We start from the raw sequence: 22,977 nt of genomic DNA, 5'->3' as shown, positions 1-22,977 counted from the left end.
AAATCGACATTTTAAAAAACACTTTTACCCATAAACATAACAAAACATCTGAATTCCAAACAATTGTGCACTATCAATACCTATTTTGAAAAAAAGACTCCAGGCACCACCACTAACTATCAGCAGGCATCCCGGCCTAAAATCAAAACCGCCTTCTAAAAACTACCCCCTCCTCGCCTTCTCAATCCCCGCAATATCAATCTTCACCATCCCCATCATCGCGTCGAACACCCGCTTGGCGGCGGCCCGGTCCGGATCGGCCAACGCTTCGGTCAACATCCGCGGCGTGATTTGCCAGCTCAGACCCCATTTATCCTTGCACCAGCCGCAGGCGCTGGCCTGGCCGCCGTTACCGACAATGGCTTGCCACAGGCGGTCGGTTTCGGCCTGGTCCTCGGTGGCCACTTGAAAGGAGAAGGCTTCGCTATGTTTGAAGGCTGGGCCGCCATTGATACCCAGACAGGGAATGCCCAGCACGGTGAACTCCACGGTGAGCACATCTCCTTCCTCGCCGGCCGGGTAATCGCCGGGCGCGCGCAGCACCGCGCCGATGCGGCTATCCGGGAAGGTGGCGGCGTAGAAACGCGCGGCGTCTTCGGCGTCGCCGTCGTACCACAGGCAGACGGTGTTTTTGTGCATGACCCCCTCCTCCGGCGCGCTTAGGTTTTGCAGGCACTCAAAAAGAATGACGTATAAATGAAACCATTTTATAGCACATGGGCATTTTTTGCGGCATTGATCCAAAACAGCCGCGCATAAAAAAAGCCTCCCCTATGAGGGGAGGCTTGGCGCGGTGCCGGCTGGCCGTCGCGGCGGCCAGCGGCCTTGCGCTTACATGCTGCCGTGGAAGGTGCGGTTGATCACGTCCAGCTGTTGCTCGCGCGTCAGCTTGACGAAGTTCACCGCATAGCCGGACACGCGGATGGTCAGTTGCGGGTACAGCTCCGGGTGTTCCATCGCGTCCATCAGGGTTTCGCGCTTGAACACGTTGACGTTGACGTGGAAGCCGCCGGCGTCGGAGAAGCCGTCCAGGCAGTTGGCCAGGTTGGCAACGCGTTCTTCTTCGCTATGGCCCAGCGCGTCCGGGGTGGCGGAGGCGGTCCAGCTGATGCCGTCCAGCGCGGCTTCATACGGCAGCTTGGCTACCGATGCGCCCGCGGCGACAAAGCCTTTCACGTCGCGGCCGTTCATCGGGTTGGCGCCCGGGGCGAACGGTTCGCCGGCGCGGCGGCCGCACGGGGTGTTGCCGGTTTTCTTGCCGTACACCACGTTGGAGGTGATGGTGAGCACGGACTGAGTCGGCATCGCGTTGCGGTAGAAGTGCGGCTGGGCCTTGATCTTGTCCATGAAGGTTTCGGTCAGCCATACCGCGATGCTGTCGGCGCGGTCGTCGTTGTTGCCGTAAGCCGGGTAGTCGCCTTCGATCTTGTAGTCCACCGCCAGGCCCGCTTCGTTGCGGATGATGTGCACTTTGGCGTGCTTGATGGCGGACAGGGAGTCGGCGGCCACGGACAGGCCGGCGATGCCGCAAGCCATGGTGCGCAGGATGTCGCGGTCGTGCAGCGCCATTTCGATGCGTTCGTAGGCGTATTTGTCGTGCATGTAGTGGATGCAGTTCAGCGCCTTGACGTAAGTCGCGGCCAGCCAGTCCATCAGCAGGTCGAACTTGGGCATCAGTTCTTCGGAGGTCAGCACATCGCTCTTGATCGGCTCGAAACCCTTGGCCACTTGCAGGCCGGATTTTTCATCCACGCCGCCGTTGATGGCGTAGAGCATGGCTTTGGCCAGGTTGGCGCGGGCGCCGAAGAACTGCATTTGCTTGCCGATGCGCATCGCGGACACGCAGCAGGCGATGCCGTAGTCGTCGCCCCAGTGCGGACGCATCAGGTCGTCATTTTCGTACTGGATGGAGCTGGTGTCGATGGACACTTTGGCGCAGAAGTCTTTGAAGCCGCGCGGCAGCTGGGTGGACCACAACACGGTCAGGTTGGGTTCCGGCGCCGGGCCCAGGTTGTACAGGGTGTTGAGGAAGCGGAAGCTGCTCTTGCTCACCAGGGTGCGGCCGTCTTCGCCCATGCCGCCGATGGATTCGGTCACCCAGGTCGGGTCGCCGGAGAACAGTTGGTCGTATTCCGGGGTGCGCAGGAAGCGCACGATGCGCAGCTTGATCACCAGGTCGTCGATCATTTCCTGGGCTTGTTCTTCAGTCAGCGCGCCGGAGGCCAGATCGCGCTCGATGTAGACGTCCAGGAAGGTGGCGACGCGGCCGAAGGACATGGCGGCGCCGTTTTGTTCTTTCACGGCGGCCAGGTAGGCGAAGTAGGTCCACTGCACCGCTTCGCGGGCGTTGACGGCCGGGCGGCTGATGTCGAAGCCGTACTTGGCGGCCATCTGCTTCAGTTCGTCCAGCGCGCGGAATTGTTCGGACAGTTCTTCGCGCAGGCGCAGCACGTCTTCGTTGAAAACGGCGTCGTCCAGCTCATGGAATACTTTTTGGCGTTCGGCGCGCAGGAAGTCGGTGCCGTACAGGGCCACGCGGCGGTAGTCGCCGATGATGCGGCCGCGGCCGTAGGCGTCCGGCAGGCCGGTGATCACGCCGGATTTGCGCGCGGCCATGATGTCCGGGGTGTAGGTGTCGAACACGCCCTGGTTGTGGCTCTTGCGATAGTGGGTCCACACGTCCTTGATGACCGGGTCCAGCTTGAAGCCGAAGGCTTCCAGGCCGTTCTCAACCATGCGCAGGCCGCCGTTGGGCATGATGGCGCGCTTGAGCGGCGCATCGGTTTGCAGGCCGACGATGACTTCGCTGGCTTGGTCGATGTAGCCGGCGTCATGCGCGGTGATGGAGCTGCCGCGGTCCGCGGCTACATCCAGCACGCCACGGGCGCGTTCTTCTTTCAGCAACTCGCTCAGGGTGTCCCACAGCTTTTGGGTGCGCGCGGTAGCGGGCGCCAGGAAGCTGGCGTCACCTTCAAACGGCTTGTAGTTCAGCTGGATGAAGTTGCGGACATCCACCTTGCTTTGCCATTCACCGCCGGTGAAATCGCGCCAGGGGTTGGCTTGAGTCGCGTCACGATTCAGAGCATCCATGTGTGCCTCCTAGTAACTATCAGTAAATGTTGAGTACTGAACATATTGTACATTCGGTTTCGAAAAAAATCGTTTGATAAAGATCAACTGCCGCAGACTAAAACGCGTGTGCGCTCCCGCCTGCGACGGCGGCAAAATCTCTCAAAAAACGCTTTATTTTCAATACCCTGAAAAACCACATCAACACGCCGTCATTGTAGCCGGCGCATTACATTCGAAAACGAACATCAAACACTCGTTCCAAGCGCCGCCGCGGCCGGTTTTGCGGCTTCGCGCCGCGCCGGCAGGGTGTGGCGCTCCAGCAGGTAAACCACCAGGCCCACGCCCAGCGCGCCGCCGGCGATATTGCCCAGGGTGGCCGGAATCATATTGTGCAGGATGGCGGCGGCGTCCAGGCCTTGCATGCCGTGCAGCAGGGCCAGCGAGAAGAAGGCCATATTGGCGATGCTGTGCTCAAAGCCGGAGAAGAAGAACACGAAGACCAGCAGCAGGATCATCAGCATCTTGGCGGCGTCGCCGGCCATGCGCAGCGGCACCCATACCGCCAGACAGATCACCCAGTTGCACAGCGCGCCCTTCCAGAAGATTTCCCAGCCGCCGGCGTGCACTTTGTGCGCGGCCACATTGAACAGCAGGTGGTCGGCCGGCAGGCTGCCCATGCCGCCGGCGCCGGCGAACACGGCGGTAAACAGCAACACGCCCAGCAGATTGCCCAGGTAGACCAGGGTCCAGCTGCGCAGCAGGTTGCAGACGCGGCAGTCGCCGCTGAGCACGCCCACGCTGAAGTACATCACATTGCTGGTGAACAGCTCCAGCTTGCAGACGATGATGCTGACCAGGGCCACGCCGAAGAAGCCGGCCACGGCGATGTAGTAGCCGGGGGAGCCGACGGCGAAGAAGACCTGCCCCAGCTTGAGGCTGACGCTGAGCACCACGGCGATCAGCGCGCCGGCCATGCCGGCGCTCAATAGATAGCGGCCGGGGTGCTGACGCAGCACGGTCTGTTTGGCGGCGGCTTCTGCCGCGACGTAGGCGAGTGTGGAGGCGTGATTCATGTTTTTCATTTCGCGAGCTTGGGCAACGCCGCCAGCCGCGGGTCCATCTTGATGCAATGCCTATCAACTGCTGATGCCGTTTTCAGGTTTTGCCGGATTTTGCCCGGCCCGGCCTGCTTCCGGCATTGGCTTGGTTGGCTGTCATCCTTGATTGGTTCCCGCGTCTGCGCTTGCCCTGATTGTTGATTCACGAAAATTTTATGTTCGTATTGCATCATTGTTGTTTGATAACTATCAAACGCAAGCCTTTCCTTGGCCCGCTTTCGCTCAAGCCTTTCTTTTTACAACATGCCCGGCAATGGATTTGCCGTCCCCGCCGCGGCTCAGCCGCCGGCTCTCCTTAGATCCGGTTCAAAGCCTGCCGCGCTTTACAAGACACGGCGCGGCGAGCGCCGCTTCGAAATGCTGACGCACCGCGCGCGCATCCCGCTTTCTCAGCGGTTTCCGCCCTGACTCGCTCCGGCTCGCGAGACGTTGATACAGCCTCTTGCCTAGCCATTCAAGAGCCGCTGCGCCTGGCGGGACGCGGCGCAGCAATCGCGGTTTCGAGGATGCGCATGCGTCCCTGGCGCATTCCGCCCTTGAGACCGCCGCGCCCGGCCTTGCCCCTAATCGCGCGGTCTTGAACCGCTAGCGCGGCCAAGCAACCCCGATGCCGCGTGCGCCGACTTGAGCGATTCCCGTAGCGCCGGCGTTGGCGCGCCTTGCCTCAGCCGTAAAACTTGAGCGTGTTTGCCGCTCTTAAGAGGCGGTTCACCGCCTGCCGCGCGTCAGCGGGATGGTCAGAGCGAGGCCTTGAAACCGGCTTCAGAGCGCCCATGCGCCCCTTGCGTATTCCGCTTCTTCGGCGGCAAGGCCTTGCCTGGTGCTTGCTCGCGAGACTTTGAACAGGCCCTTAGGCGGATGGCAAGCGCGATAATAAACAAGCAAAAACACCATATAAATCATACGGATAATAGAAAAACGATCGTTTGAACGCTAGCGGCATGTTGGAAACCAACCAAATAATGTTCGTTTTGAAATATTTTTGTTCGTTTTCGAAAACGATTTGGCTGCTCAGATTTCATATTATGATACTCCACCGCCCGCTCTCGGCTCTGCTGATATAGCAAATGTCTTGACGCAAGCGGCGGCGCCCAGCACCGTCTCTCCATCCCCGCCCCCAGACGTCAAAACCGAATTAATTCATTTTATTCATAAAGTTATAAAGCAAAAACCGGATGGGCAAACCACTCGCCGCAGCCAAGCACCCGTGCCGCCGCGCCAGCGGCAACCATGTCATTGGCGTGTTCCTTCCCGCTACAACTGCCTCGAACTATTGCGCAAAGTCGATGCGCTTTTTCAAGCAAGCGCTCGATTTCACTCAGCAACAATCAGCAAAGCAACAATAAAACAAAGCAATCCGAAAATTGGAAGATTCTCAAAAAATGCGAATTTTCTAGCCATTTTTTCAATAAACATAGATATTCTGTGGTTTTTTAAACCAAAACAAAGCAATCGTCATTATATTGATAAGACATCTACAGCAAATAGCAATTGTTCGGATGTTCGTTTTGCTTCAAAATAAAGTTGATTAGAATCAACTGATGTTCTGAAAGGTGTAACCCTCGCAGTACAACTGCCTATACCATGCACATCAATGAAGCCGTGAATCACTAATCAGCGGTTCCAGCTACTGACCAAAAGTCTAGCAAGAGATGAAAACGGCGCGCCGCCGGGCGGCACGCCAGAACGATTACCCCATTTGTCTTTAATGAAGGCCAATATCATGTCTCAAGCCGTTTCCACCCCCCTGCCCAAATCAGGCGCTTCGTCCTCCTGGACCAAGCAAGATACCGTCTGGATGTTGGGTCTGTACGGCACCGCCATTGGCGCCGGCACCTTGTTCCTGCCCATCAACGCAGGCATTGGCGGTCTGTGGCCGCTGATCGTCATGGCGCTGCTGGCCCTGCCGCTGACTTTCTTCGCTCACCGCGGCCTCACCCGTTTCGTACTGTCCAGCTCCAAGCCGGGCGCCGACATCACCGAGGTGGTGGAAGAGCACTTTGGCGTGGGCGCGGGCAAGCTGATCACCCTGCTCTACTTCTTCGCCATCTACCCCATTCTGTTGGTGTATAGCGTTGCCATCACCAATACCGTGCAATCCTTCATGGTCAACCAGCTGGGCGTGTCCGCTCCGCCGCGCGCCATCCTGTCGCTGATCCTGATCCTGGGTCTGATGGCCATCGTGCGCCTGGGCGAGAAGATGATCGTCAAGGCCATGAGCGTGCTGGTTTACCCCTTTGTCGCCTGCCTGATGCTGCTGGCGCTGTACCTGGTTCCGGAATGGAACAGCTCGGCCATCCAGCAAGCCGGCAGCCTGGGCGACGCCCTGTCCCACGGCGCGTTCTACAAAACGCTGTGGCTGGCCATCCCGGTCATGGTGTTCTCCTTCAACCACTCGCCCATCATTTCGTCCTTCTCGGTTGACCAGCAGAAACTGCATGGCGACGCCGCTGAGCCGGCCGCCGGCCGCGTGCTGATCCGCGCTCACATCATGATGGTGCTGTCGGTGATGTTCTTCGTGTTCAGCTGCGTGTTCAGCCTGTCCCCGGCCGACCTGGCCGCCGCCAAGGCGCAGAACATTTCCATCCTGTCCTACCTCGCCAACCACTTCCGCAACCCGGTGATTGAATGGGTGGCTCCGCTGATCGCCATCGTCGCCATCAGCAAATCCTTCCTGGGTCACTACCTGGGCGCCAAAGAAGGCTTCAACGGCCTGATCATCAAGCAACTGCGCCAGAGCGGCAAATCCATCGAGACCGCCAAACTGGACCGCTTCACCGCCGTGTTCATGATCATCACCACCTGGGCCGTGGCCACCTTCAACCCCAGCATCCTGGGCATGATCGAAACCCTGGGCGGCCCGGTGATCGCGATGCTGCTGTTCCTGATGCCGATGTACGCCATCGCCAAAGTGCCGGCCATGAAGAAATACTCCGGCGCCGCCAGCAACATCTTCGTGGTTCTGATCGGCCTGATCGCCATCTCCGCCATCTTCTACGATCTGTTCGCCTGATCGCCCTTCTCTGACAGCCCGGCCGGTTACGGCCGGCCGGGCTCCTCAGCATCAAGCCAAAGTATCAAGCCAAGAGGTAAGCAATCATGTTCAGCATGACTGATATCTACAAAATCGGCGTCGGCCCCTCCAGTTCCCACACCGTCGGTCCGATGAAGGCCGGCCACCAGTTCCTGGGCTCGCTCAAGGAAACCGGCCGTTTCAACCAAGTCACCCATGTTCACGTCGACTGCTACGGCTCGCTGGCCCTGACCGGCAAGGGGCATTGCACCGACCACGCCATCATCCTGGGCCTGGCCGGCAATCTGCCGGACACCGTGGACCCGGAACAGACGCCGGCCCTGATCGCCGATGTGGAAAAAACCCGCCAGCTGACGCTGGGCCGCACGCATCAGCGCGTGGGCTTCGACATGGATTTCCACACCGCCAACCTGCCGATGCACGAAAACGGCATGCAGATCCACGCCTTTGTCGGCGACGAGTGCGTGCTGACCAAGACGTATTATTCGATCGGCGGCGGCTTCATCGTGGACGAGGAGCATTTCAATCAAAGCTCCTGCAGCGATACCCCGGTGCCTTATCACTTCCTCAGCGCGCAGCAGATGATGGATATGTGCGAGGAAACCGGCCTGTCCATTTCCGCGCTGGTGATGGAAAACGAAAAAGCCTTCCATGAGGTCAAGGACGTTCAGCAGCATTTCGCCAAAGTGTGGGATGTGATGAAGACCAGCATTGACCGCGGCATGCGCACCGAGGGCAATCTGCCCGGCCCGATGCGGATTCCGCGCCGCGCGCCGGCCCTGCACCGGATGCTGACCAGTTCCTTGCAAGTGGCCAAGGACCCGATGAGCGTGATGGATTGGGTCAATATGTACGCGATGGCGATGTCGGAAGAAAACGCGGCCGGCGGCCGCGTGGTCACCGCGCCCACCAACGGCGCCTGCGGCATCGTGCCGGCGGTGCTGGCCTACTACAACCACTTCATCCAGCCGCTGGACGAGGACAGCTGCCTGCGCTTCTTCCTGTCTTCCGGCGCCATTGGTTGCCTGTTCAAGCTGAACGCGTCGATCTCCGGCGCCGAGGTGGGCTGTCAGGGCGAGGTGGGCGTGGCTTGTTCCATGGCCGCGGCCGGCCTGACCGAGTTGATGGGCGGCAGCCCGTCCCAGGTGTGCATGGCGGCGGAAATCGCCATGGAGCACAATCTGGGCCTGACCTGCGACCCGGTGGGCGGCCAGGTGCAGATTCCCTGCATCGAGCGCAACGCCATCGCAGCGGTCAAGGCCATCAACGCCGCGCGCATGGCCATGCACCGCGTCAGCAGCCCCAAGGTGTCGCTGGACAAGGTGATCGCCGCCATGTACGAAACCGGCAAGGACATGGACGCCAAGTACCGTGAAACCTCCTGCGGCGGCCTGGCCCTGCAGATCGTGACCGAGAGCAAGGTGGCGCCGACCCAGGCCATCCGCTGGGTGAACGACGCGGCCTGAGCTTAGGCCAGCCGTCAAAAGACAACGCCGCCGGGGCCAACCGGCGGCGTTTTTTTTGCCCGCGGCTCAGGAGGTCCGCAACTGGCCGTGCGCCGCCTCCGCCAACCTCCCCAGCTCATCCCGCGACAGGCCGGCCGACAAGGCGTAGGCGAAGCGGCCGTCCCACCAATAAAACACGTTCACCGGCCCCTGGCTGGCGAAGCGGAAGCCCGCGTCGCGGCGCGGTGCGGCGGTGGTGGCCACGTACAAGGTCATGCGCTGACCGGCGGCGTTGTGGTACATGAACTGGGCCACCGGCCCTTGTTCGCCCGGCAACAGCCGGCCGCCGATCAACTCATAGCCTTGCGCGCTCAACAGCGGCGGCTTGACCCGGCTTTGCAGCCGTTTGGACAGCCAGGCCACCAACTGGTCCTGATGCTCGGCGTCGATTTCCACCGGCCGCTTCACGTCCGGGCTGTACACCACATGCGCCATCGCCGCCAAGCGCGGCAAAGGCTCCTGGCCGTCCGCCGCCGCCACCCACTGCGCAGCCGGCGCTTGCAGCTGACCGCGCAGCAACCAGCCGCCGCCGCCGCCCAGGGCCAACATCAGCACGGACGCGGCCGCGCCCTGCCACCACGGCACCCGCCACCCTCGCCGCAACGGAGCCGGCGGCGGCAACGCGGCGGCCAGCAGGCGCGGCGGGACGGGCTCTCGCAAGGCCGGCTCGAACAAGGCGCCGATATCCTCCTGCAAGCGGCGGTAAGCCCGCAGCCGTTCCCGCGCCTCCGGGTGGTTGTCCAGATAGGCTTCCACCGCCGCGCGCCGCTCCAGCGGCAAGGCGTCGTCCAAATAAGCCTGCAATTCCTGTTCCGTGACCGTTTCCATCAAACTCCTCCTCCGGCGGCCGGCGCGGCGCCCGCCTCCATCAAACCGCGCAAGCGTTCGCGCCCCCGGCTCAGCCGCGACATCACCGTGCCCAGCGGAATGTCCAAGGTCGCCGCAATCTGCTGATAGCTCATGTCCTCCAGCGCCAGCAGCAGCAACACGGCGCGCTGCTCCTCCGGCAGCCGGGCCAGATTGGCCGCCAGTTCGCGCAGCGCCAGGCCGCGCTCCTGCGGCGCGTCCACCGTCAGCTCGGCCATATCCTCCGACAGCGGCTGCCGCCTGGCGCCGTAGCGGCGAAAGTCGTCGATATGCTGCCGGTGCATGATGCCGAACAGCCAGGGGCGCAAGTCGCGGTCTTCCCGCCATTGCCGCCACTTGCGCCAGGCTTGCTCCAGCGTGTCCTGCACCAGATCGTCCGCCGCGCCCTGATCGAACACCAGGGCGCGGGCATAACGCCTCAGCCGCGGAATGCAATCCACCAGCAGACGGTGGAAGCGCTGTTGGGCGGCCTCGCTCATCCAGCGGCGGGGGCCAGCACCCGGATAATGGCCTTACGCGTCAAATCCACCTCCGCAATGCCCAGATCTTCGTTCAACACCCAGGCCTTGCCGCTGTCCCGGCTGAAGCTGATGGCCTGACGCGGCCCGCTGAAGCCGGTGATTTCCCCCACCGCTTCGAACGCCGGCAAGGACACCACGGTCAGCGAGTGGCTCTTGAGGTTGCCGGAATACAGGAAGCGCCCGTCCGGCCGCAAGGCCGCGCCGTAAGGTTCTTGCCCCACTTTCACCGTCTTGATCACGGTCCGGCTGGGCACATCCACCCAGGACAGCGTATCCGCGCCGCTATTGGCGGCGAACACGCTGCGGCCGTCGCCGCTGACGGAGATGGCGCGCAGCTTGTCGAAACCGCCCACCTCGGCGCGGGTCTCCAGCTTGGCCGCGTCCACCAGGGTGATCTTGTCGCCCAGGAAGTTGGTGACGAACACGGTGCCGCCGTCCGGCGATACCTTGATGCCCTGGCGCGGCTGGGCGAAACCGGTCAGCACTTTTTCCACCTTCCATTGCGGCAGATTGACCACGGTCAGGCTGCCGGCGGCCTGATTATTGACGTATAGCCGGCTGCCGTCCCGGTTCAGCGCGGTGCCGAACGCCCCCGGCCCTATCGCCAGGCTGGCTTCCCGCGTCCAGCTGCCCGCGTGCCAGCGCTCCACCACGCCCTTGCTGCTGTCGGAGACGTAGAAGCGCTCCCCGTCCGGGGAAAACACGATATTGCGCGGCGTGACAAAGCCCGGCAGTTCGCGCAGCAGCTTGCCGGCGCGCAAGTCATAGGCCAGCAGCGTGCCGCGGGAACTGTTGCCGGCCAGGGCCAGCGTTTCCGCCGGATTGACCGCCAGGGTGTTGTTGCGGATTTGCGGATCGAAAGCCGCCGGCTCCTGCGCCCAGGCCAAGGGTGTCGACAACGCCGCCAACAGCAGCACCGCCCTCGCTTTAACGCGCCACATGCCATACCTCCTTGAAGCCGTCGCCGGCGCGCTCGCCCGGCTTGCCGTCTTTGGCGAAACGGTACAAGGGCTTGCCTTGATACGCCCACTGCGTCTGGCCGTCGTCGCGGCGGATCCGGCTGAAACCCTCCGGCGCGCTGTCGTCCGCCGCCGCCAGCAAGGGCGGCCACAGCGCCGCGCAAGCCTGATTGCACGCGCTGCGGCCGCTGCCGGCCGCATCCTTGTCGAAGACGTACAGCGTCATGCCTTGCGCGTCCACCAGCGCGCCGTCGCGCCGCGACGCCGCCTCCCCAGCCAACGCGCCCATGCTCAGCGCCGTCAGCGCCACCGCCATCCATGCTTTCATCGCAGACTCCTCCCGTTGTAGAACACGCGGCCACTGCCGGCCCTCATCTCAAGGCCTGCGCGCCGCGGCGCTCCATCTTGACGAAACCGCCGACCATTCGGCGTTCAGTACGGGGTATACGGATGGCGTCCGCGCTTTATTCCCGCCGCGACGCGTTTTTTTCAGTTCCTGCCGCCAAAGCATGAAAAAACCGCCGGTTTCCCGGCGGTTTTGTGCGAATGGCCGTCAGCGCTTAGGCCGGCGCCATGCCCACCCAGCCTTGCGGGATGGACTCCAACAGCTTGCGGGTATAGCTCTGCCGCGGTTCGCGGTAGATCTGATCCGCGTCCGCCTGCTCCACCACCTCGCCCTTGTTCATCACCATCACCTGGTCGGAGATATGCTTCACCACCGCCAGATCGTGCGAGATAAACAGATAGGACAGGCCGTATTCGTCCTGCAGGTCTTGCAGCAGGTTCAGCACTTGCGCCTGCACCGACACGTCCAGCGCCGACACCGATTCGTCGCAGATCAGCACTTCCGGCTTCAAGGTCAGGCAGCGCGCAATCGCGATGCGCTGACGCTGGCCGCCGGAAAATTCGTGCGGGTATTTCTGCAGCGCCCCGGCCGGCATGCCCACCTTGTCCAGCAGTTCCTGCGCCAGCTTGCGCCGCTCGCCGCCGTCGCGGCCGATGCCGTGCAGCTGCATCGGTTCGCTCAGGATCTGCTCCACGGTGAAACGCGGGTTCAGCGAGGCGTAGGGGTTCTGGAAGATGATCTGGATGCGCCGCTTGTAAGCGTGGAAGGCCTTGGCGTCCATGCCCAGCAGGTCCTGGCCGTGGAACAGCGCCTGCCCGCCGCTGGCCTGGTGCAGCCGCACCAGGGTCAGACCGACGGTGGTCTTGCCGGAGCCGGATTCGCCGACGATGCCCAGGGTTTTGCCCTTGGCCAGTTTGAAGGACACGTCCTTGACCGCGTGGAACTGGCGTTTGCCGAACAAGCCTTCGCGCACGTCGAAGGATTTGCTCAGCCCGCGCACGTCCAGGATGATTTCGTCGTCGTCACGGTAGCCGCGCTCGCGCTGCGGCGGTTCCACATAGCCGCCCGGTTGCAGGAAGTCGTCGATCACCGCCAGCCGCTGCGGCCGCCGGTCAAGGTGCGGGCGGCAGGCCAGCAGCGCCTTGGTGTAGGCGTCCTGCGGCGCGTCGAAGATTTGCTGCACGCTGCCCTGTTCGCGGATTTCGCCGTGACGCATGACGATGACTTCGTCGGCGAACTCGCCCACCACGCCCAGATCGTGGGTGATGAACAGCACCGCCATATCGTGTTTCTTCTGCAGGTCCGCGATCAGTTGCAGGATCTGCTTCTGGATGGTCACGTCCAGCGCGGTGGTGGGTTCGTCGGCAATCAGCAGCTTGGGTTCGCAGGCGATGGCCATCGCGATCATCACCCGCTGCTGCTGGCCGCCGGACAGCTGGTGCGGGTAGCTGTCCACCTTGCTTTCCGGTTCCGGCAGGCCCACTTCGCGCAAGAGTTCGATCGCGCGCCGGCGCGCGGCGCGGCGGCCCAGCTTGGCGTGCAGCATCAGGGCTTCCATGATCTGCTCGCCCACGCTGAACACCGGGTTCAGCGAGCTCATCGGCTCCTGGAAGATCATCGCGATGTCTTTGCCGCGCAGCGCGCGCATCTCGGCGCCGCCGGCCTTGAGCAGATCCCGCCCTTGCAGCAGGATCTGGCTGTCCGGGTGGATGCTGGCGTGCTGCGGCGACAGCAGGCGCATGATGGCCATGGAGGTCACCGATTTGCCGGAGCCGGATTCGCCCACCAAGGCCACGGTGCGCTTGGCCGGGATGTCGAAGCTGACGCCCTTGAGCGCCTGGAAATCGCCGCCGTTCTCCTGACGGAACGCCACTTTGAGATTGCGCACCGACAGCAGGGTCTGGTTCTGAGTCATAGTCTGTTCTCCCCGCTCACTTCGCCGCCGCGCGCGGGTCCAGCGCGTCGCGCAGCGCATCCACCAACAGGCTGAAGGCGGTGACCAGCAGCGACATGGACAAGGTAACCGCCAGCATTTGCCACCAATAGCCCTGGATCAGCTCGGTGGGCGCTTCCGCCAGCATCGATCCCAGGCTGACCTGGCGCACGCCGACGCCGAAGCCGAGGAAGGACAGGATGGCTTCGTACTTGATCAGCGCCACGGTGAGCAGGGAAAACTGCACCAGCAGCAGATGGGAGATATTGGGCAGGATGTGGACGAACATCTTGCGGGCGTTGCCGGCGCCGATGGCGTCCGCCGCCTGCACGTATTCGCGGCCCTTGAGCTTCAGGTATTCCGCGCGCACCAGGCGGAAAGTGCCGGTCCAGCTGGTCAGCGCCATCACCGCGACGATGGTGGTGATGCCGCGGCCGGAGACGGCGGCGAAGGACAACAGCAACAGCATGTCCGGCACCGAGGTGAACACGCTGTAAAACCAGCCCAGCGCGTCGTCCACCCTGCCGCCGAAATAGCCGGCCGCCGCGCCCAGCGCGCAGCCCACCAGCAAGGCCGACACCGCGCCGAACACGCCGACGAAGATGGAGGTGGAGGTGCCTTTCAGGGTTTTCTCTATCACGTCGCGGCCGCGCAGATCCGCGCCGAAGGGCAAGGTGGCGCGCTTGGCCGGCGCGGCCTGCGCGTATTCGCCCACATGCTGCCGCGCCTGTTGCAGCTCCTGGCCTATCGGGTCTTCCTCCGGCGTCATGGTGACGATGGGGGCGGACGCCTGGGCGGGCTTGGCCGGCTCCGGCGGCAACACGTCGTCGGCGGAGGCCTGCACCCAGCTGGGCGGCGCGTAGGGCACGGCGATTTCGTCGGTCCAGCCGCCGCCCACCAGATTGAACCAGCCGCCGACGGCCAGCAGCAGGTAGACCGCCACGATCCACAGCGAAACAAAGCCCACTTTCTTGCGTTTCAGCCTTTGCCAGCCCAGCGCCCACAAACCGCGCGAGGGGGCGGCCGGCGCGGCGCCGGCGCCATTATGCAATGTCGTCATTTCCAGCCCTCTCTCACTTGAGCTGCACGCGCGGGTCGATCAGCTTGTAGACCAGATCGCCCAGCAGATTGAACACCATGGTGGCGATGGCGATATAGATGGTGATGGCCTTGATCACCGGGAAATCGCTCTTGTTCACCGCCATCACCACCTCGTTGCCCATGCCGGGAATGCCGAAGAAGCTTTCCAGCACCAGCGCGCCGATCAACATATAAGGCAGCGACATCATCACGCTGGTCACCACCGGGATCAGCGCGTTGCGCAGCACGTGCTTGAGCATCACCGCGCGTTCGGACAGGCCCTTGGCGCGCGCGGTGCGCACGTAGTCCTGGCCGATTTCCTCGACGAAGAAGCTGCGGTAGAAACGGATGTCCGGCCCCAAGGACACCATCAGGCCCATCAGCAGCGGCAGCGGCACGTAGACGAAGAGATTGACCCAGAAGGCATCCCCCCAGCCGCGCACCGGGAACCAGCCCATTTTGAAGGCCAGGAAATACTGGCCGGCGATGATGTAGACCAGCGCGCTGACCGACATGGCCACGGTGCAGGCGATGGTGACGATGTGATCGGTCAGGCCGCCGCGGAAATAAGCGACCAGCGCCGCCAGCGGGATGGCGATCAGCAGGTCCACCACCAGCATGGCGCCGGTCAGCGTCAAGGACGGGCCGACGCGGCTGCCGATGATGTCGGCCACCGGCTGCTGGGTGGACCAGGAGGTGCCGAAGTCCAGCGTCAGCACCTGTTTGACGAAGATCCAGAACTGCTGCGGCAGGCTCTGATCCAGGCCCAGCTGGGCGCGGATATTGGCCAGCACGTCCGGCGTCAGGTGCTTGCCGGCCAGCACCAGCGACGGATCGCCGCCCACCAGGGTGAACAGGGTGAAAACCAGCAGCATGACGCCAAACAGGGTTGGGATCATCTGCAGGATGCGACGGATGATAAAAGCGGACATGATGTTCTCCTCGCCTGCCGCTTACTTCTGCACGTCCAGGAAACGCCAGATGTAGTTGTAGTTGGGATGCAGCTTGGCGCCGCGCACCCAGGGCTGGATCAGCGTATTGCGGAAACGGGTGTCGCTGAAGGCCCAGGGCGTGTCCGCCATCACGATCTTGTTCATCGCGTCGTACAGCCGGTTGCGTTCCGGGCCGTCCTCCAGATTGCGGGATTGCTCGTACAGCCGGTCATAGCGCGCGGACTGATAGCAGGCGTAGTTGACGCCGCCGGTATTGGGGCCGTACAGCAGCTGGACGAAGTTCTCGCCGTCCGGGAAGTCCGCGATCCAGGCCGCGCCGTTCATGCCGAACTTGCATTCACGCTGCGCCTTGATCTGTTCGTTCCACTGCATCACGCGGAAGTCCACGCGCACCTTGATCAGATCGAAGGCTTTCTGCCAGTACTCGTTCCATTGCTTGTCGATGGCGGTGGGGCCGGTCAGGAAGTCCACCACCATCGGCGCGCCGTTTGGCTGGCGGCGGTAGCCGTCCGCGCCCTTTTTGTAGCCGAAGCGGTCCAGCAAGGCGTTGGCCAGCGCCGGGTTGTAGGGGAAGGCGCCGCGGAAATCCGGGTTGTGGCCGGCCACATTGGGCGGCACCACGTACTGGACCTTGACCGCCTGGTTGCGGCGGATGTCGCGTATGGTTTCGTCGGTGTTGAAGGCCATGGTGATGGCGCGGCGCAGCGCGATCTTGTCCTTGCCGTAGCCGCCCACCACCGGGTCTTTCATGCCGAAGGCGTAGAAGGTGATTTCCTCGTCCAGGCTGCGCAGCAAGCGGACGCCCTGGCGCTGGAGATCCGGCTTCAGTTCCGCCCGCCACGGATTGCTCGGGTCCATGCGCAGCAGCTGCCGGATCAAGGGCTGGGGAATGCCCACCAGGTCCAGTTCCGCGCTCTTGAACGCCAGCCAGGTGGGCTGTTCCTCCTGGATCACCGACACTTCGATTCGGCCGATCTGCGGGTAGCTTTTGCCGTTCATCTCGCGGGCGACGCGCTGGTCTTCCGGATTGTCGCCCGGCGGGTAGTTGAAAGTCTGCTTGCGGAAATGGGGGTTGGCCACCAGCGAGATGTGGGTGCCCGGCTGCCATTTGGCCAGCATATAGGGACCGGTGCCCACCGGGTGGGCGTTGGTGTTGCTGCCGTAAGCCTCCACCGCCTCGCGCGCCTGGCCTTGCACAAAGGGCGCGGCCAGGATGTATTTCAGCGCCGGGTACGGCTGGGTCAGCTTCAGTTGCAGGGTGTAGCGGTCCAGCGCGCGCACGCCGGCCACCGGCGCGTCGTAGTTGATCTTGCCGCCGGCGGGCTTGGCCCAGGCGTCCAGGCCGACGAATTTGCCGGCCACCAGATCGCTGATCGGCGAGGCGACCGCCGGATCGATCAGCCGCTTGAAGGCGTAAACGTAGTCTTCCGCCGTCAGCTCGCGCTTCTTGCCCTTGAAGGCCGGGTCCGGCGCGAAGTACACGCCTTTTTTCAGGGTGAAGGTATAGGTTTTGGCGTCGGCGCTGACCGTGGGCATGGCGGTGGCGACATTGGGCACCACCTTGACCGGCCGCGCCAGATAGTCGAAGGTCAGCAGCGGGTCGAAGATGTGTTCGATGATGGCGCCGGAGTAGATGTCCGATGTCTTGGACGGGTCGAAACCGGTCTCCGGCGCGTTGAAGGCCACATGCAGCACCTTGTTCATGTCGGCGGCCTGCGCCGACACGCCTCCCCACGCCATCAGCGCCAGCAGCGCGCATCGCTTCAGGCTCATGATTTTCTCCTTTGTTGTCGCTTCGGCCTGGCGTCTTGCGCCGGCCCGCTTATTATGTCGCCGCTCTAGCGGCTCTTAGAACGTGTTTACGATCTCGCGAGCTAAGGCGAGACAAGGCGAAAACGAGCGAAAAAGCGGAATGTACACGTGGTACATGAGCATTTTGAGCTTGGTTTCAACGCCCATTTCTATCCATCCCGCCGACGCGCGGCAGATCGTAAACAGGTTCTTAACACTCATGAACAAGGTGCGCCGGCGCTGCTTGTTGACAAGCGGCGGCGGCGACGCCATCGTAAAAGTATCCCTTCAAACCACCTCAGGCGGACGCCGTCTCCCCCCGCCTGGTACATTGCTCAGGAGCGCCTCATGAAAACAACGCTAGCGCTGTCCCTGCTGGCCGCCAGCCTGCTGACCGGCTGCGCCACCCAGGCGGGTTACGCGCAAAAGGTCTACGGCTGGCAAGGCCGCGACGTCAACGAGATGCTGGCGCAATGGGGCGCGCCCACCAGCCAGCTGACCATGCCCAACGGCAATCAGCTCTACACCTACCGCAGCGCCTACAGCCAGGAAATGCCCTATCAGGGCGGTTTCTACAACTACCCCTGGGGCTTCAGCGGCGGCGGCTCGGTGTATTACCGCTGCACCACCAACTTCGTCGCCAATCCCAAAACCCATACCATTCAGTCGGTGAGCTTTGAGGGCAATGACTGCGTGGCGCCCCCTAAAAATTAAACACCGTCCTCGCCAAAAGAAAGAGCCTGCGCAAACGCAGGCTCTTTTCGTTTCAATGTTCGGCCGCCGGCTGGTGCGCCGGCTTGCCGCCCAATAGGCGGCGCACCCGGCTGCGCAGGCCGTCCAGATAGGTGTAGACCACCGGCACCACGATCAGGGTCAGCACGGTGGAGGTCAGCAAGCCACCGATGATGGCGTGCGCCATCGGCCGGTTGCTTTCCGAACCGTCGCCGGTGCCCAGCGCCAAGGGCAGCATGCCGAAGATCATCGCCAGGCTGGTCATCATGATGGGGCGCAGCCGCACCCGGCCGGCCTCGACGATGGCCTGGTTGCGCTCCATGCCTTCGCGCCGCGCCTGGTTGACGAAGTCCACCAGCAGGATGCCGTTCTTGGCGGCCAGGCCCATCAGCATGATGATGCCGATCACTGAGAACATATTCAGCGTGGAGCCGAACAGATACAGCGAACAGAACACGCCGACGAAGGCCAGCGGCAAGGCCATCATGATGGTCACCGGCAGCGTGAAGCTGCGGAACTGCGCGGCCAGGATCAGATAGATGAAGATCACCCCCAGCGCCAAGGCCTGCACCGCGTAGCCCAGCGATTCCTGCATGTCCTTTTGCTGGCCGCCCTGCACCAGCATCACGCCCGGCGGCAGCTTCAGGCCTTCCACCAATTGATGCACCTCGGCGGAGACGGTGCCGGCGTCGCGGCCTTCGATATTGGCCAGGATGGTGATCTCGCGCATCATGTTGACGCGCTTGATCTGGCGCGGGCTGATGCCCTGCCGGGTCTCTATCAGCGAGGACAGCGGGATCATATTGGCCGCGCCGTGCGCATCCGGCCGCCCGGCCACGGTCAGCGCGTCCAGCAGCTCCTGACGGCGCTCGGACTTGGGCACCCGCAGCTTGACGTCGTAGTTTTCGCCGTCCGGCGCTTCCCAGGTGGTGACCGCGTTGCCGGCCAACAGGATGGACAGGGTCTTGCCCACGCGGGCCAGGTCCACGCCCAGACTGGTGGCGGCGTCGCGCTTGAGCACCAGGTTCAGCGCCGGGTCGCCTTCGCTGAGGTTGGATTCGATGTCGCGCACGCCGTGGATCTTGCCCAGCCGGCGCATCAGGTCTTCGGACACCGCGCTCAGTTCGCGCAGGTCGCTGCCGCGCAAGCCCACCTTGACCGGCTTGCCCTGCTGCTGCTCGTTGGCCACGGATTTGATGGTGACGCCGGCCACCGGCAGCACCCGCGCGCGCGCGTCGGCGATCACCTGCCCCAGGGTGCGCTGACGGCTGTTCTTGTCGCCGATGTCCACCGTCACCGAGCCATCGTTCTTGCCGGCGCCGAAATTGCCCTCGCCCACATTCATCGAGATCGACTTGATTTCGGGAATGCCCTTCACCGCCGCCGCCAGTTCATGGCCCTTGGTGGCGGTGTATTCCAGCGCCGATCCGGGCGCGGTCTGGTAGCTGATGGTGAATTTGCCGCTGTCGCGCTCCGGGATGAACTCGCCGCCGATGCCCGGCACCAGCGCGAAGCTGGCGACGGTCAGCAGCAAGGCCGTGCCCAGCACGGTCTTGCGGTGGGCCAGCGCCCAGCGGATCACGCCGACGTAACGCTCCGACAACCGGTCCAGCGAGCTTTCGAAGGCGTCCAGCATCCGCCCCAGCGGGCCGCGATGCTTGTCGCCGTGGTGGTGCGGATCGTGCCAGATGGACGACAGCATCGGGTCCAGCGTGAAACTGACCAGCATGGAGATCAGCACCGCCACCGCCACGGTCAGGCCGAACTGGTGGAAGAACTTGCCGATGATGCCGCCCATGAAGCCCACCGGCAGGAACACCGCCACCACGGTCAGCGTGGTGGCCAGCACCGCCAGGCCGATTTCATTGGTGCCGTCCAGCGCGGCCTGATAATGGCTTTTGCCCAGCCCGGCGTGGCGCACGATGTTTTCGCGCACCACGATGGCGTCGTCGATCAAGAGGCCGATGGACAGCGACAGGGCCAGCAGGGTCAGCATGTTCAGGGTGAAGCCGAACATCTGGATGGCGAACAAGGTGCCGATCAGCGACACCGGCAGGGTCAGGCCGGTGATCACGGTGCTGCGCCAGCTGCCCAGGAACAGGAAGACGATCAGCACGGTCAGGCCGGCGCCTTCCAGCAGCGTGGATTCGACGTTGTTCAGCGACTTCTTCACGTCCTCGGCGGTGTCGTAGGTGTAGCGCACCTGGACCCCGGCCGGCATCTGGTTCTTCAGCTCCGCCACCCTGGCCTTGACGCCCTCGGCCACTTCCACCACGTTGGCGCCGCGCGCGGCGCGCAAGTCCAGCGACACGCCGGGCCGGCCGTCTATCAGCGAGATGCTGGACTGCTCGGCCTCGGTGTCGGCCACGGTGGCGATGTCTTCAAGCCGGATGGGCGCGCCGTTGCGGTAGCCCACCGCCAGTTGCGAGAAGTCGTCGGCGGATTTCAATTTGCCGGCGACGCGGATCGCCCACTCCTTGCTGACCGCCGACACCGAGCCGGCGGGGAAATCCTGGTTGGCGGCGCGCAGCGCGTCGGCCACGTCCTGCAGGGACAGGCCGGAGGCCTCCAGCCGCACCGGGTCCACGTCGACGCGGATCTCGCGGCGCACGCCGCCGATCAGCTTGACGTCGCCGACGCCGGCCACCATCTGCAGCCGCTTTTTCAGCACCTTGTCCACCCAGGTGGTCAGTTCGCGCGGCCGGGTCTGATCCGAGGTCAGCACCAGGGTCAGCATGGGGTTGTCGTTGGGGTCCACCTGGGACACGGTGGGCGCGGAGATCTCGCGGCGGAACTGGCCCTGGATGGCGCCTATCTTGTCCCGCACGTTCTGCACCGCCGACACCGGATCCACCGACAGCTCGAACTCCACCACCACGGTGGAATTGCCTTCCATGGAATAGGAGCGGATTTCCTTGATGCCGTTGATGGTGTTGACCGCCTCTTCCACCGGCTTGGAGATTTCGCTTTCCACCACTTCCGGCGAGGCGCCCGGATAGTCGGTGGACACCAGGGCGATGGGGAAGCGGATATCCGGCATTTCCTCCACCGCCAGCCGCTGCCAGGAAAACAAGCCCAGCACCACCAGCGTCATCATCAGCACGGCGGCGAAATAGGGATTGCGGACACTGATTCGGGTCAGCCACATGCTGCGCCCCTCCGCTTAGAGTTTGCTGCCCGGCAGGGAGACCGGATCGCCGGCCTTCACCCCCACCAGGTCCACGGCGATCACGTGCTCGCCCGGCTTGACCCCGGACACCGCCGCCAGCCGGTCCGCCTCGGAACGCAGCAACAGTTCCACCGGCCGCCGCTCCAGCCGGCCCTGGCGCGCCACCAGCACCCAGGGCTGGCCGTCCGGGTCGTGAATGGCCGGCAGCGGCAGCACGATCTGGTCGCTGATCTGGCGCAGCACAATGCCGCCCTTGGCGAACTGCCCGGCCTTCAGCTTGTACTCCGGGTTCTTCACGCGGATGTACAGGGTGAAGCTGCGGGTGCCCGCCACCGCCACCGGATTGATGCGCACCACTTCGCCGCGCTGCGGCTCGGCCAGGCCGTCCACGCTGAAGCCGGCCTGCATGCCGGGCTGGATCTGCGAGATCAGCCGCGCCGGCACCGTGGCGGCGATTTCCAGCACCGACAAATCGGCGATGGCGAACAGTACCGCGTTCTTGCCGGCCACTTCGCCCGGATTGATCTTGCGCTCGTAGACCACGCCGTCTATCGGCGCGCGGATCTGGGTGTCCGCCAGCAGTCGGCGCGCGCGCGCCAGCTGGGTGGCCTGGGCCTTGGCCTCGCCCTCCTTCACCCGGTAATCGCTGTCGAATTCGTCATAGGCGATCTGCGAGATGAAGCCCTTGTGCAGCAGCTCGCGCTGTTTTTCCAGTTTGACCTTGGCCAGGCGCAGCCGCGCCTCGGTGTTGGCCACCTGGGCGTTCTGTTCCGTCACCGATTGCGACAGCACTTCGGCGTCCAGCACCGCCAGCACCTGACCGCGCTTGACCGCCTCGCCCTCGCGCACGCGCACTTCCTTGACCCGTGCCTCCACCTCGGCGGCCACGGTGCCGCTGGTCAGCGCGTTGAGCGATCCGGTGAAGGCGATCGTCGCCGCCAGCGCGCGCGGCTTGGCCGCCATCACATCCGCGGTGGACAGCGCCCGCGCCACCGGCGCGGAGGCCGCGGCCTTGCCGGCGGCGCCCTCCTTGGGCGGGTCGGACGGCTTGGCGCCGCAAGCCGCCAGCGTCAACGACAAGAGCGGGACTATGACAAATCGTGTGTTCATCTGTTTTGTTCTTTTCTATGGTTGAGCCGCCTGCGACGCGGGGCTCGGACACGCGCTATCGGCCGCCGCGTCAGGCTCGGCGGCCGCGCATCCAGGACGATGAAACGACGCAAGATTCCCCCTTGCGCCGGCGCGGCCGGACCAGGGCCGCTCGGCATCATCCCACAGGCTTCGCCGCGGGATATGCCATTGTGTGGTCGTATTGTCTTGTTGTTGTGAAACGTGGGCGAACAAGCCTCAGCCAAGCATTTGGGCGGCCTGACTGCGGCCGCCCGTTATCATGCCACAACACTATCCATTAAACATATGTCATTGCACAAACTGCTCGGAGCCCACAATGCCCAATTTAGTCACCCCCAAACGCTGAGATTCCGCCAGCACCATCGCCACCGGCTCATACCCCGCGTCCTTGTTCGGCTTGATGTGGAACTCCGGCTGCGGCGCCCGCGCCGCCGCTTCCGTCAGCTTCTTCTCCAATGCCTCCCGGTTCGCCAGCCGCTCGCCGTTCCACAAGATCCCGTTGTCCGCCGCAATGTCGATCTGCACCACCACCGGCTTTTCCAAGGGCTTGGAGGGGCTGCTCACCGGCATGTCCAGCTTCACCGCGTGCGTCTGGATCGGGATGGTGATGATCAACATGATCAGCAGCACCAGCATCACGTCGATCAAGGGCGTGGTGTTCATCTCCACCATCAGCTCGTCGTCGGACGAGCCTACATTCATTCCCATCTTCGTTCTCCTTCGGTGACCTCGACAAACCTGCTGCGCGGCTCGATAGCTGCGTTGC

19 protein-coding genes are annotated in these 22,977 nt (G+C 63.4%); 4 read left to right on the top strand and 15 right to left on the bottom strand.

Features of this window, described 5'->3' with window-relative positions; genetic code table 11:
- Positions 1 to 162: 162 nt before the first annotated feature.
- The 4 genes from JC616_RS08710 to JC616_RS08695 all read right to left on the bottom strand — a co-directional run bounded on the left by JC616_RS08710 (position 163) and on the right by JC616_RS08695 (position 4,363).
- Positions 163 to 639 (bottom strand): VOC family protein, encoded by a 477-nt coding sequence (locus tag JC616_RS08710; RefSeq protein WP_227107767.1) that lies wholly within the window; start codon positions 637 to 639, stop codon positions 163 to 165.
- Between the two features lie 192 nt (positions 640 to 831).
- Complete coding sequence (pflB, locus tag JC616_RS08705; protein WP_227107765.1) at positions 832 to 3,090, bottom strand: formate C-acetyltransferase; 2,259 nt, start codon at positions 3,088 to 3,090, stop codon at positions 832 to 834.
- Between the two features lie 227 nt (positions 3,091 to 3,317).
- Entirely contained in the window at positions 3,318 to 4,145 is an 828-nt protein-coding gene (locus tag JC616_RS08700) for a formate/nitrite transporter family protein (protein ID WP_227107763.1), read from the bottom strand.
- Between the two features lie 5 nt (positions 4,146 to 4,150).
- Positions 4,151 to 4,363 carry a hypothetical protein gene (locus JC616_RS08695; protein ID WP_107800125.1) on the bottom strand — a complete coding sequence of 71 codons (213 nt, stop codon included), beginning with the start codon at positions 4,361 to 4,363 and terminating at the stop codon, positions 4,151 to 4,153.
- Between the two features lie 830 nt (positions 4,364 to 5,193).
- On the opposite strand from JC616_RS08695, the gene JC616_RS08690 reads away from it, so the two are divergent.
- From JC616_RS08690 to JC616_RS08680, 3 genes are all read left to right on the top strand, one after another.
- Positions 5,194 to 5,712 carry a hypothetical protein gene (locus JC616_RS08690; protein WP_227107762.1) on the top strand — a complete coding sequence of 173 codons (519 nt, stop codon included), beginning with the start codon at positions 5,194 to 5,196 and terminating at the stop codon, positions 5,710 to 5,712.
- Positions 5,713 to 5,913: 201 nt separating this feature from the next.
- Complete coding sequence (locus JC616_RS08685) at positions 5,914 to 7,203, top strand: HAAAP family serine/threonine permease (protein ID WP_107801908.1); 1,290 nt, start codon at positions 5,914 to 5,916, stop codon at positions 7,201 to 7,203.
- Between the two features lie 86 nt (positions 7,204 to 7,289).
- On the top strand, positions 7,290 to 8,690 hold the full coding sequence (locus tag JC616_RS08680; RefSeq protein WP_107800124.1) for an L-serine ammonia-lyase: 1,401 nt from the start codon (positions 7,290 to 7,292) through the stop codon (positions 8,688 to 8,690).
- Positions 8,691 to 8,756: 66 nt separating this feature from the next.
- On the opposite strand, the gene JC616_RS08675 is transcribed toward JC616_RS08680, so the two are convergent.
- The 8 genes from JC616_RS08675 to JC616_RS08640 form a co-directional block, all read right to left on the bottom strand.
- Entirely contained in the window at positions 8,757 to 9,557 is an 801-nt protein-coding gene (locus tag JC616_RS08675; protein ID WP_227107760.1) for an anti-sigma factor family protein, read from the bottom strand.
- On the bottom strand, positions 9,557 to 10,075 hold the full coding sequence (locus tag JC616_RS08670; RefSeq protein WP_107800122.1) for an RNA polymerase sigma factor: 519 nt from the start codon (positions 10,073 to 10,075) through the stop codon (positions 9,557 to 9,559). Before JC616_RS08670 ends, JC616_RS08675 begins: the two co-directional genes overlap by 1 nt.
- The gene (locus JC616_RS08665; RefSeq protein WP_227107759.1) at positions 10,072 to 11,058 is read right to left on the bottom strand and encodes a YncE family protein; all 987 of its coding nucleotides are present in this window, start codon (positions 11,056 to 11,058) and stop codon (positions 10,072 to 10,074) included. Before JC616_RS08665 ends, JC616_RS08670 begins: the two co-directional genes overlap by 4 nt.
- Positions 11,045 to 11,404, bottom strand: coding sequence for a COG4315 family predicted lipoprotein (locus tag JC616_RS08660; protein WP_227107758.1), 360 nt, complete (start codon positions 11,402 to 11,404; stop codon positions 11,045 to 11,047). The genes JC616_RS08665 and JC616_RS08660 overlap by 14 nt, the downstream gene beginning before the upstream one ends.
- A 232-nt stretch (positions 11,405 to 11,636) precedes the next feature.
- Positions 11,637 to 13,337, bottom strand: coding sequence for an ABC transporter ATP-binding protein (locus JC616_RS08655; protein WP_227107757.1), 1,701 nt, complete (start codon positions 13,335 to 13,337; stop codon positions 11,637 to 11,639).
- Positions 13,338 to 13,353: 16 nt separating this feature from the next.
- On the bottom strand, positions 13,354 to 14,415 hold the full coding sequence (locus JC616_RS08650; RefSeq protein WP_227107756.1) for an ABC transporter permease: 1,062 nt from the start codon (positions 14,413 to 14,415) through the stop codon (positions 13,354 to 13,356).
- Between the two features lie 13 nt (positions 14,416 to 14,428).
- Positions 14,429 to 15,367, bottom strand: a complete 939-nt coding sequence (locus JC616_RS08645) for an ABC transporter permease (RefSeq protein WP_107799538.1) — start codon at positions 15,365 to 15,367, stop codon at positions 14,429 to 14,431.
- Between the two features lie 21 nt (positions 15,368 to 15,388).
- Positions 15,389 to 17,161 carry an ABC transporter substrate-binding protein gene (locus tag JC616_RS08640; protein WP_227107755.1) on the bottom strand — a complete coding sequence of 591 codons (1,773 nt, stop codon included), beginning with the start codon at positions 17,159 to 17,161 and terminating at the stop codon, positions 15,389 to 15,391.
- Positions 17,162 to 17,527: 366 nt separating this feature from the next.
- Here JC616_RS08640 and JC616_RS08635 point away from each other — a divergent pair, with 366 nt between their 5' ends.
- Positions 17,528 to 17,893, top strand: a complete 366-nt coding sequence (locus JC616_RS08635; RefSeq protein WP_227107754.1) for a hypothetical protein — start codon at positions 17,528 to 17,530, stop codon at positions 17,891 to 17,893.
- A 52-nt stretch (positions 17,894 to 17,945) separates the two neighbouring features.
- Here JC616_RS08635 and JC616_RS08630 read toward each other — a convergent pair whose 3' ends face one another.
- The 3 genes from JC616_RS08630 to JC616_RS08620 form a co-directional block, all read right to left on the bottom strand.
- Positions 17,946 to 21,059: an efflux RND transporter permease subunit gene (locus JC616_RS08630; RefSeq protein ID WP_107799541.1), complete on the bottom strand. Its 3,114-nt coding sequence runs from the start codon at positions 21,057 to 21,059 to the stop codon at positions 17,946 to 17,948.
- Positions 21,060 to 21,074: 15 nt separating this feature from the next.
- Positions 21,075 to 22,190 carry an efflux RND transporter periplasmic adaptor subunit gene (locus JC616_RS08625; protein WP_227107753.1) on the bottom strand — a complete coding sequence of 372 codons (1,116 nt, stop codon included), beginning with the start codon at positions 22,188 to 22,190 and terminating at the stop codon, positions 21,075 to 21,077.
- A 309-nt stretch (positions 22,191 to 22,499) separates the two neighbouring features.
- Positions 22,500 to 22,919 (bottom strand): ExbD/TolR family protein, encoded by a 420-nt coding sequence (locus JC616_RS08620; protein ID WP_227107752.1) that lies wholly within the window; start codon positions 22,917 to 22,919, stop codon positions 22,500 to 22,502.
- Positions 22,920 to 22,977: the final 58 nt, after the last annotated feature.

The organism is Chromobacterium rhizoryzae (assembly GCF_020544465.1).
In the GTDB taxonomy this organism is placed as follows: domain Bacteria; phylum Pseudomonadota; class Gammaproteobacteria; order Burkholderiales; family Chromobacteriaceae; genus Chromobacterium.
The sequence above is the reverse complement of the archived record's forward strand: the minus strand, read 5'-3'. Positions and strand labels throughout refer to the sequence as shown.

Excerpts from the sequence above, each read along its gene's own strand:
- JC616_RS08670 (WP_107800122.1), bottom strand. The coding sequence starts at position 10,075 with ATGAGCGAGGCCGCCCAACAGCGCTTCCACCGTCTGCTGGTGGATTGC.
- JC616_RS08625 (WP_227107753.1), bottom strand. The coding sequence starts at position 22,190 with ATGAACACACGATTTGTCATAGTCCCGCTCTTGTCGTTGACGCTGGCG.
- JC616_RS08700 (WP_227107763.1), bottom strand. The coding sequence starts at position 4,145 with ATGAATCACGCCTCCACACTCGCCTACGTCGCGGCAGAAGCCGCCGCC.
- JC616_RS08680 (WP_107800124.1), top strand. The coding sequence starts at position 7,290 with ATGTTCAGCATGACTGATATCTACAAAATCGGCGTCGGCCCCTCCAGT.
- JC616_RS08695 (WP_107800125.1), bottom strand. The coding sequence starts at position 4,363 with ATGATGCAATACGAACATAAAATTTTCGTGAATCAACAATCAGGGCAA.
- pflB (WP_227107765.1), bottom strand. The coding sequence starts at position 3,090 with ATGGATGCTCTGAATCGTGACGCGACTCAAGCCAACCCCTGGCGCGAT.
- JC616_RS08650 (WP_227107756.1), bottom strand. The coding sequence starts at position 14,415 with ATGACGACATTGCATAATGGCGCCGGCGCCGCGCCGGCCGCCCCCTCG.
- JC616_RS08685 (WP_107801908.1), top strand. The coding sequence starts at position 5,914 with ATGTCTCAAGCCGTTTCCACCCCCCTGCCCAAATCAGGCGCTTCGTCC.
- JC616_RS08675 (WP_227107760.1), bottom strand. The coding sequence starts at position 9,557 with ATGGAAACGGTCACGGAACAGGAATTGCAGGCTTATTTGGACGACGCC.
- JC616_RS08710 (WP_227107767.1), bottom strand. The coding sequence starts at position 639 with ATGCACAAAAACACCGTCTGCCTGTGGTACGACGGCGACGCCGAAGAC.
- JC616_RS08620 (WP_227107752.1), bottom strand. The coding sequence starts at position 22,919 with ATGGGAATGAATGTAGGCTCGTCCGACGACGAGCTGATGGTGGAGATG.
- JC616_RS08635 (WP_227107754.1), top strand. The coding sequence starts at position 17,528 with ATGAAAACAACGCTAGCGCTGTCCCTGCTGGCCGCCAGCCTGCTGACC.
- JC616_RS08655 (WP_227107757.1), bottom strand. The coding sequence starts at position 13,337 with ATGACTCAGAACCAGACCCTGCTGTCGGTGCGCAATCTCAAAGTGGCG.
- JC616_RS08665 (WP_227107759.1), bottom strand. The coding sequence starts at position 11,058 with ATGTGGCGCGTTAAAGCGAGGGCGGTGCTGCTGTTGGCGGCGTTGTCG.
- JC616_RS08630 (WP_107799541.1), bottom strand. The coding sequence starts at position 21,059 with ATGTGGCTGACCCGAATCAGTGTCCGCAATCCCTATTTCGCCGCCGTG.
- JC616_RS08660 (WP_227107758.1), bottom strand. The coding sequence starts at position 11,404 with ATGAAAGCATGGATGGCGGTGGCGCTGACGGCGCTGAGCATGGGCGCG.
- JC616_RS08640 (WP_227107755.1), bottom strand. The coding sequence starts at position 17,161 with ATGAGCCTGAAGCGATGCGCGCTGCTGGCGCTGATGGCGTGGGGAGGC.
- JC616_RS08645 (WP_107799538.1), bottom strand. The coding sequence starts at position 15,367 with ATGTCCGCTTTTATCATCCGTCGCATCCTGCAGATGATCCCAACCCTG.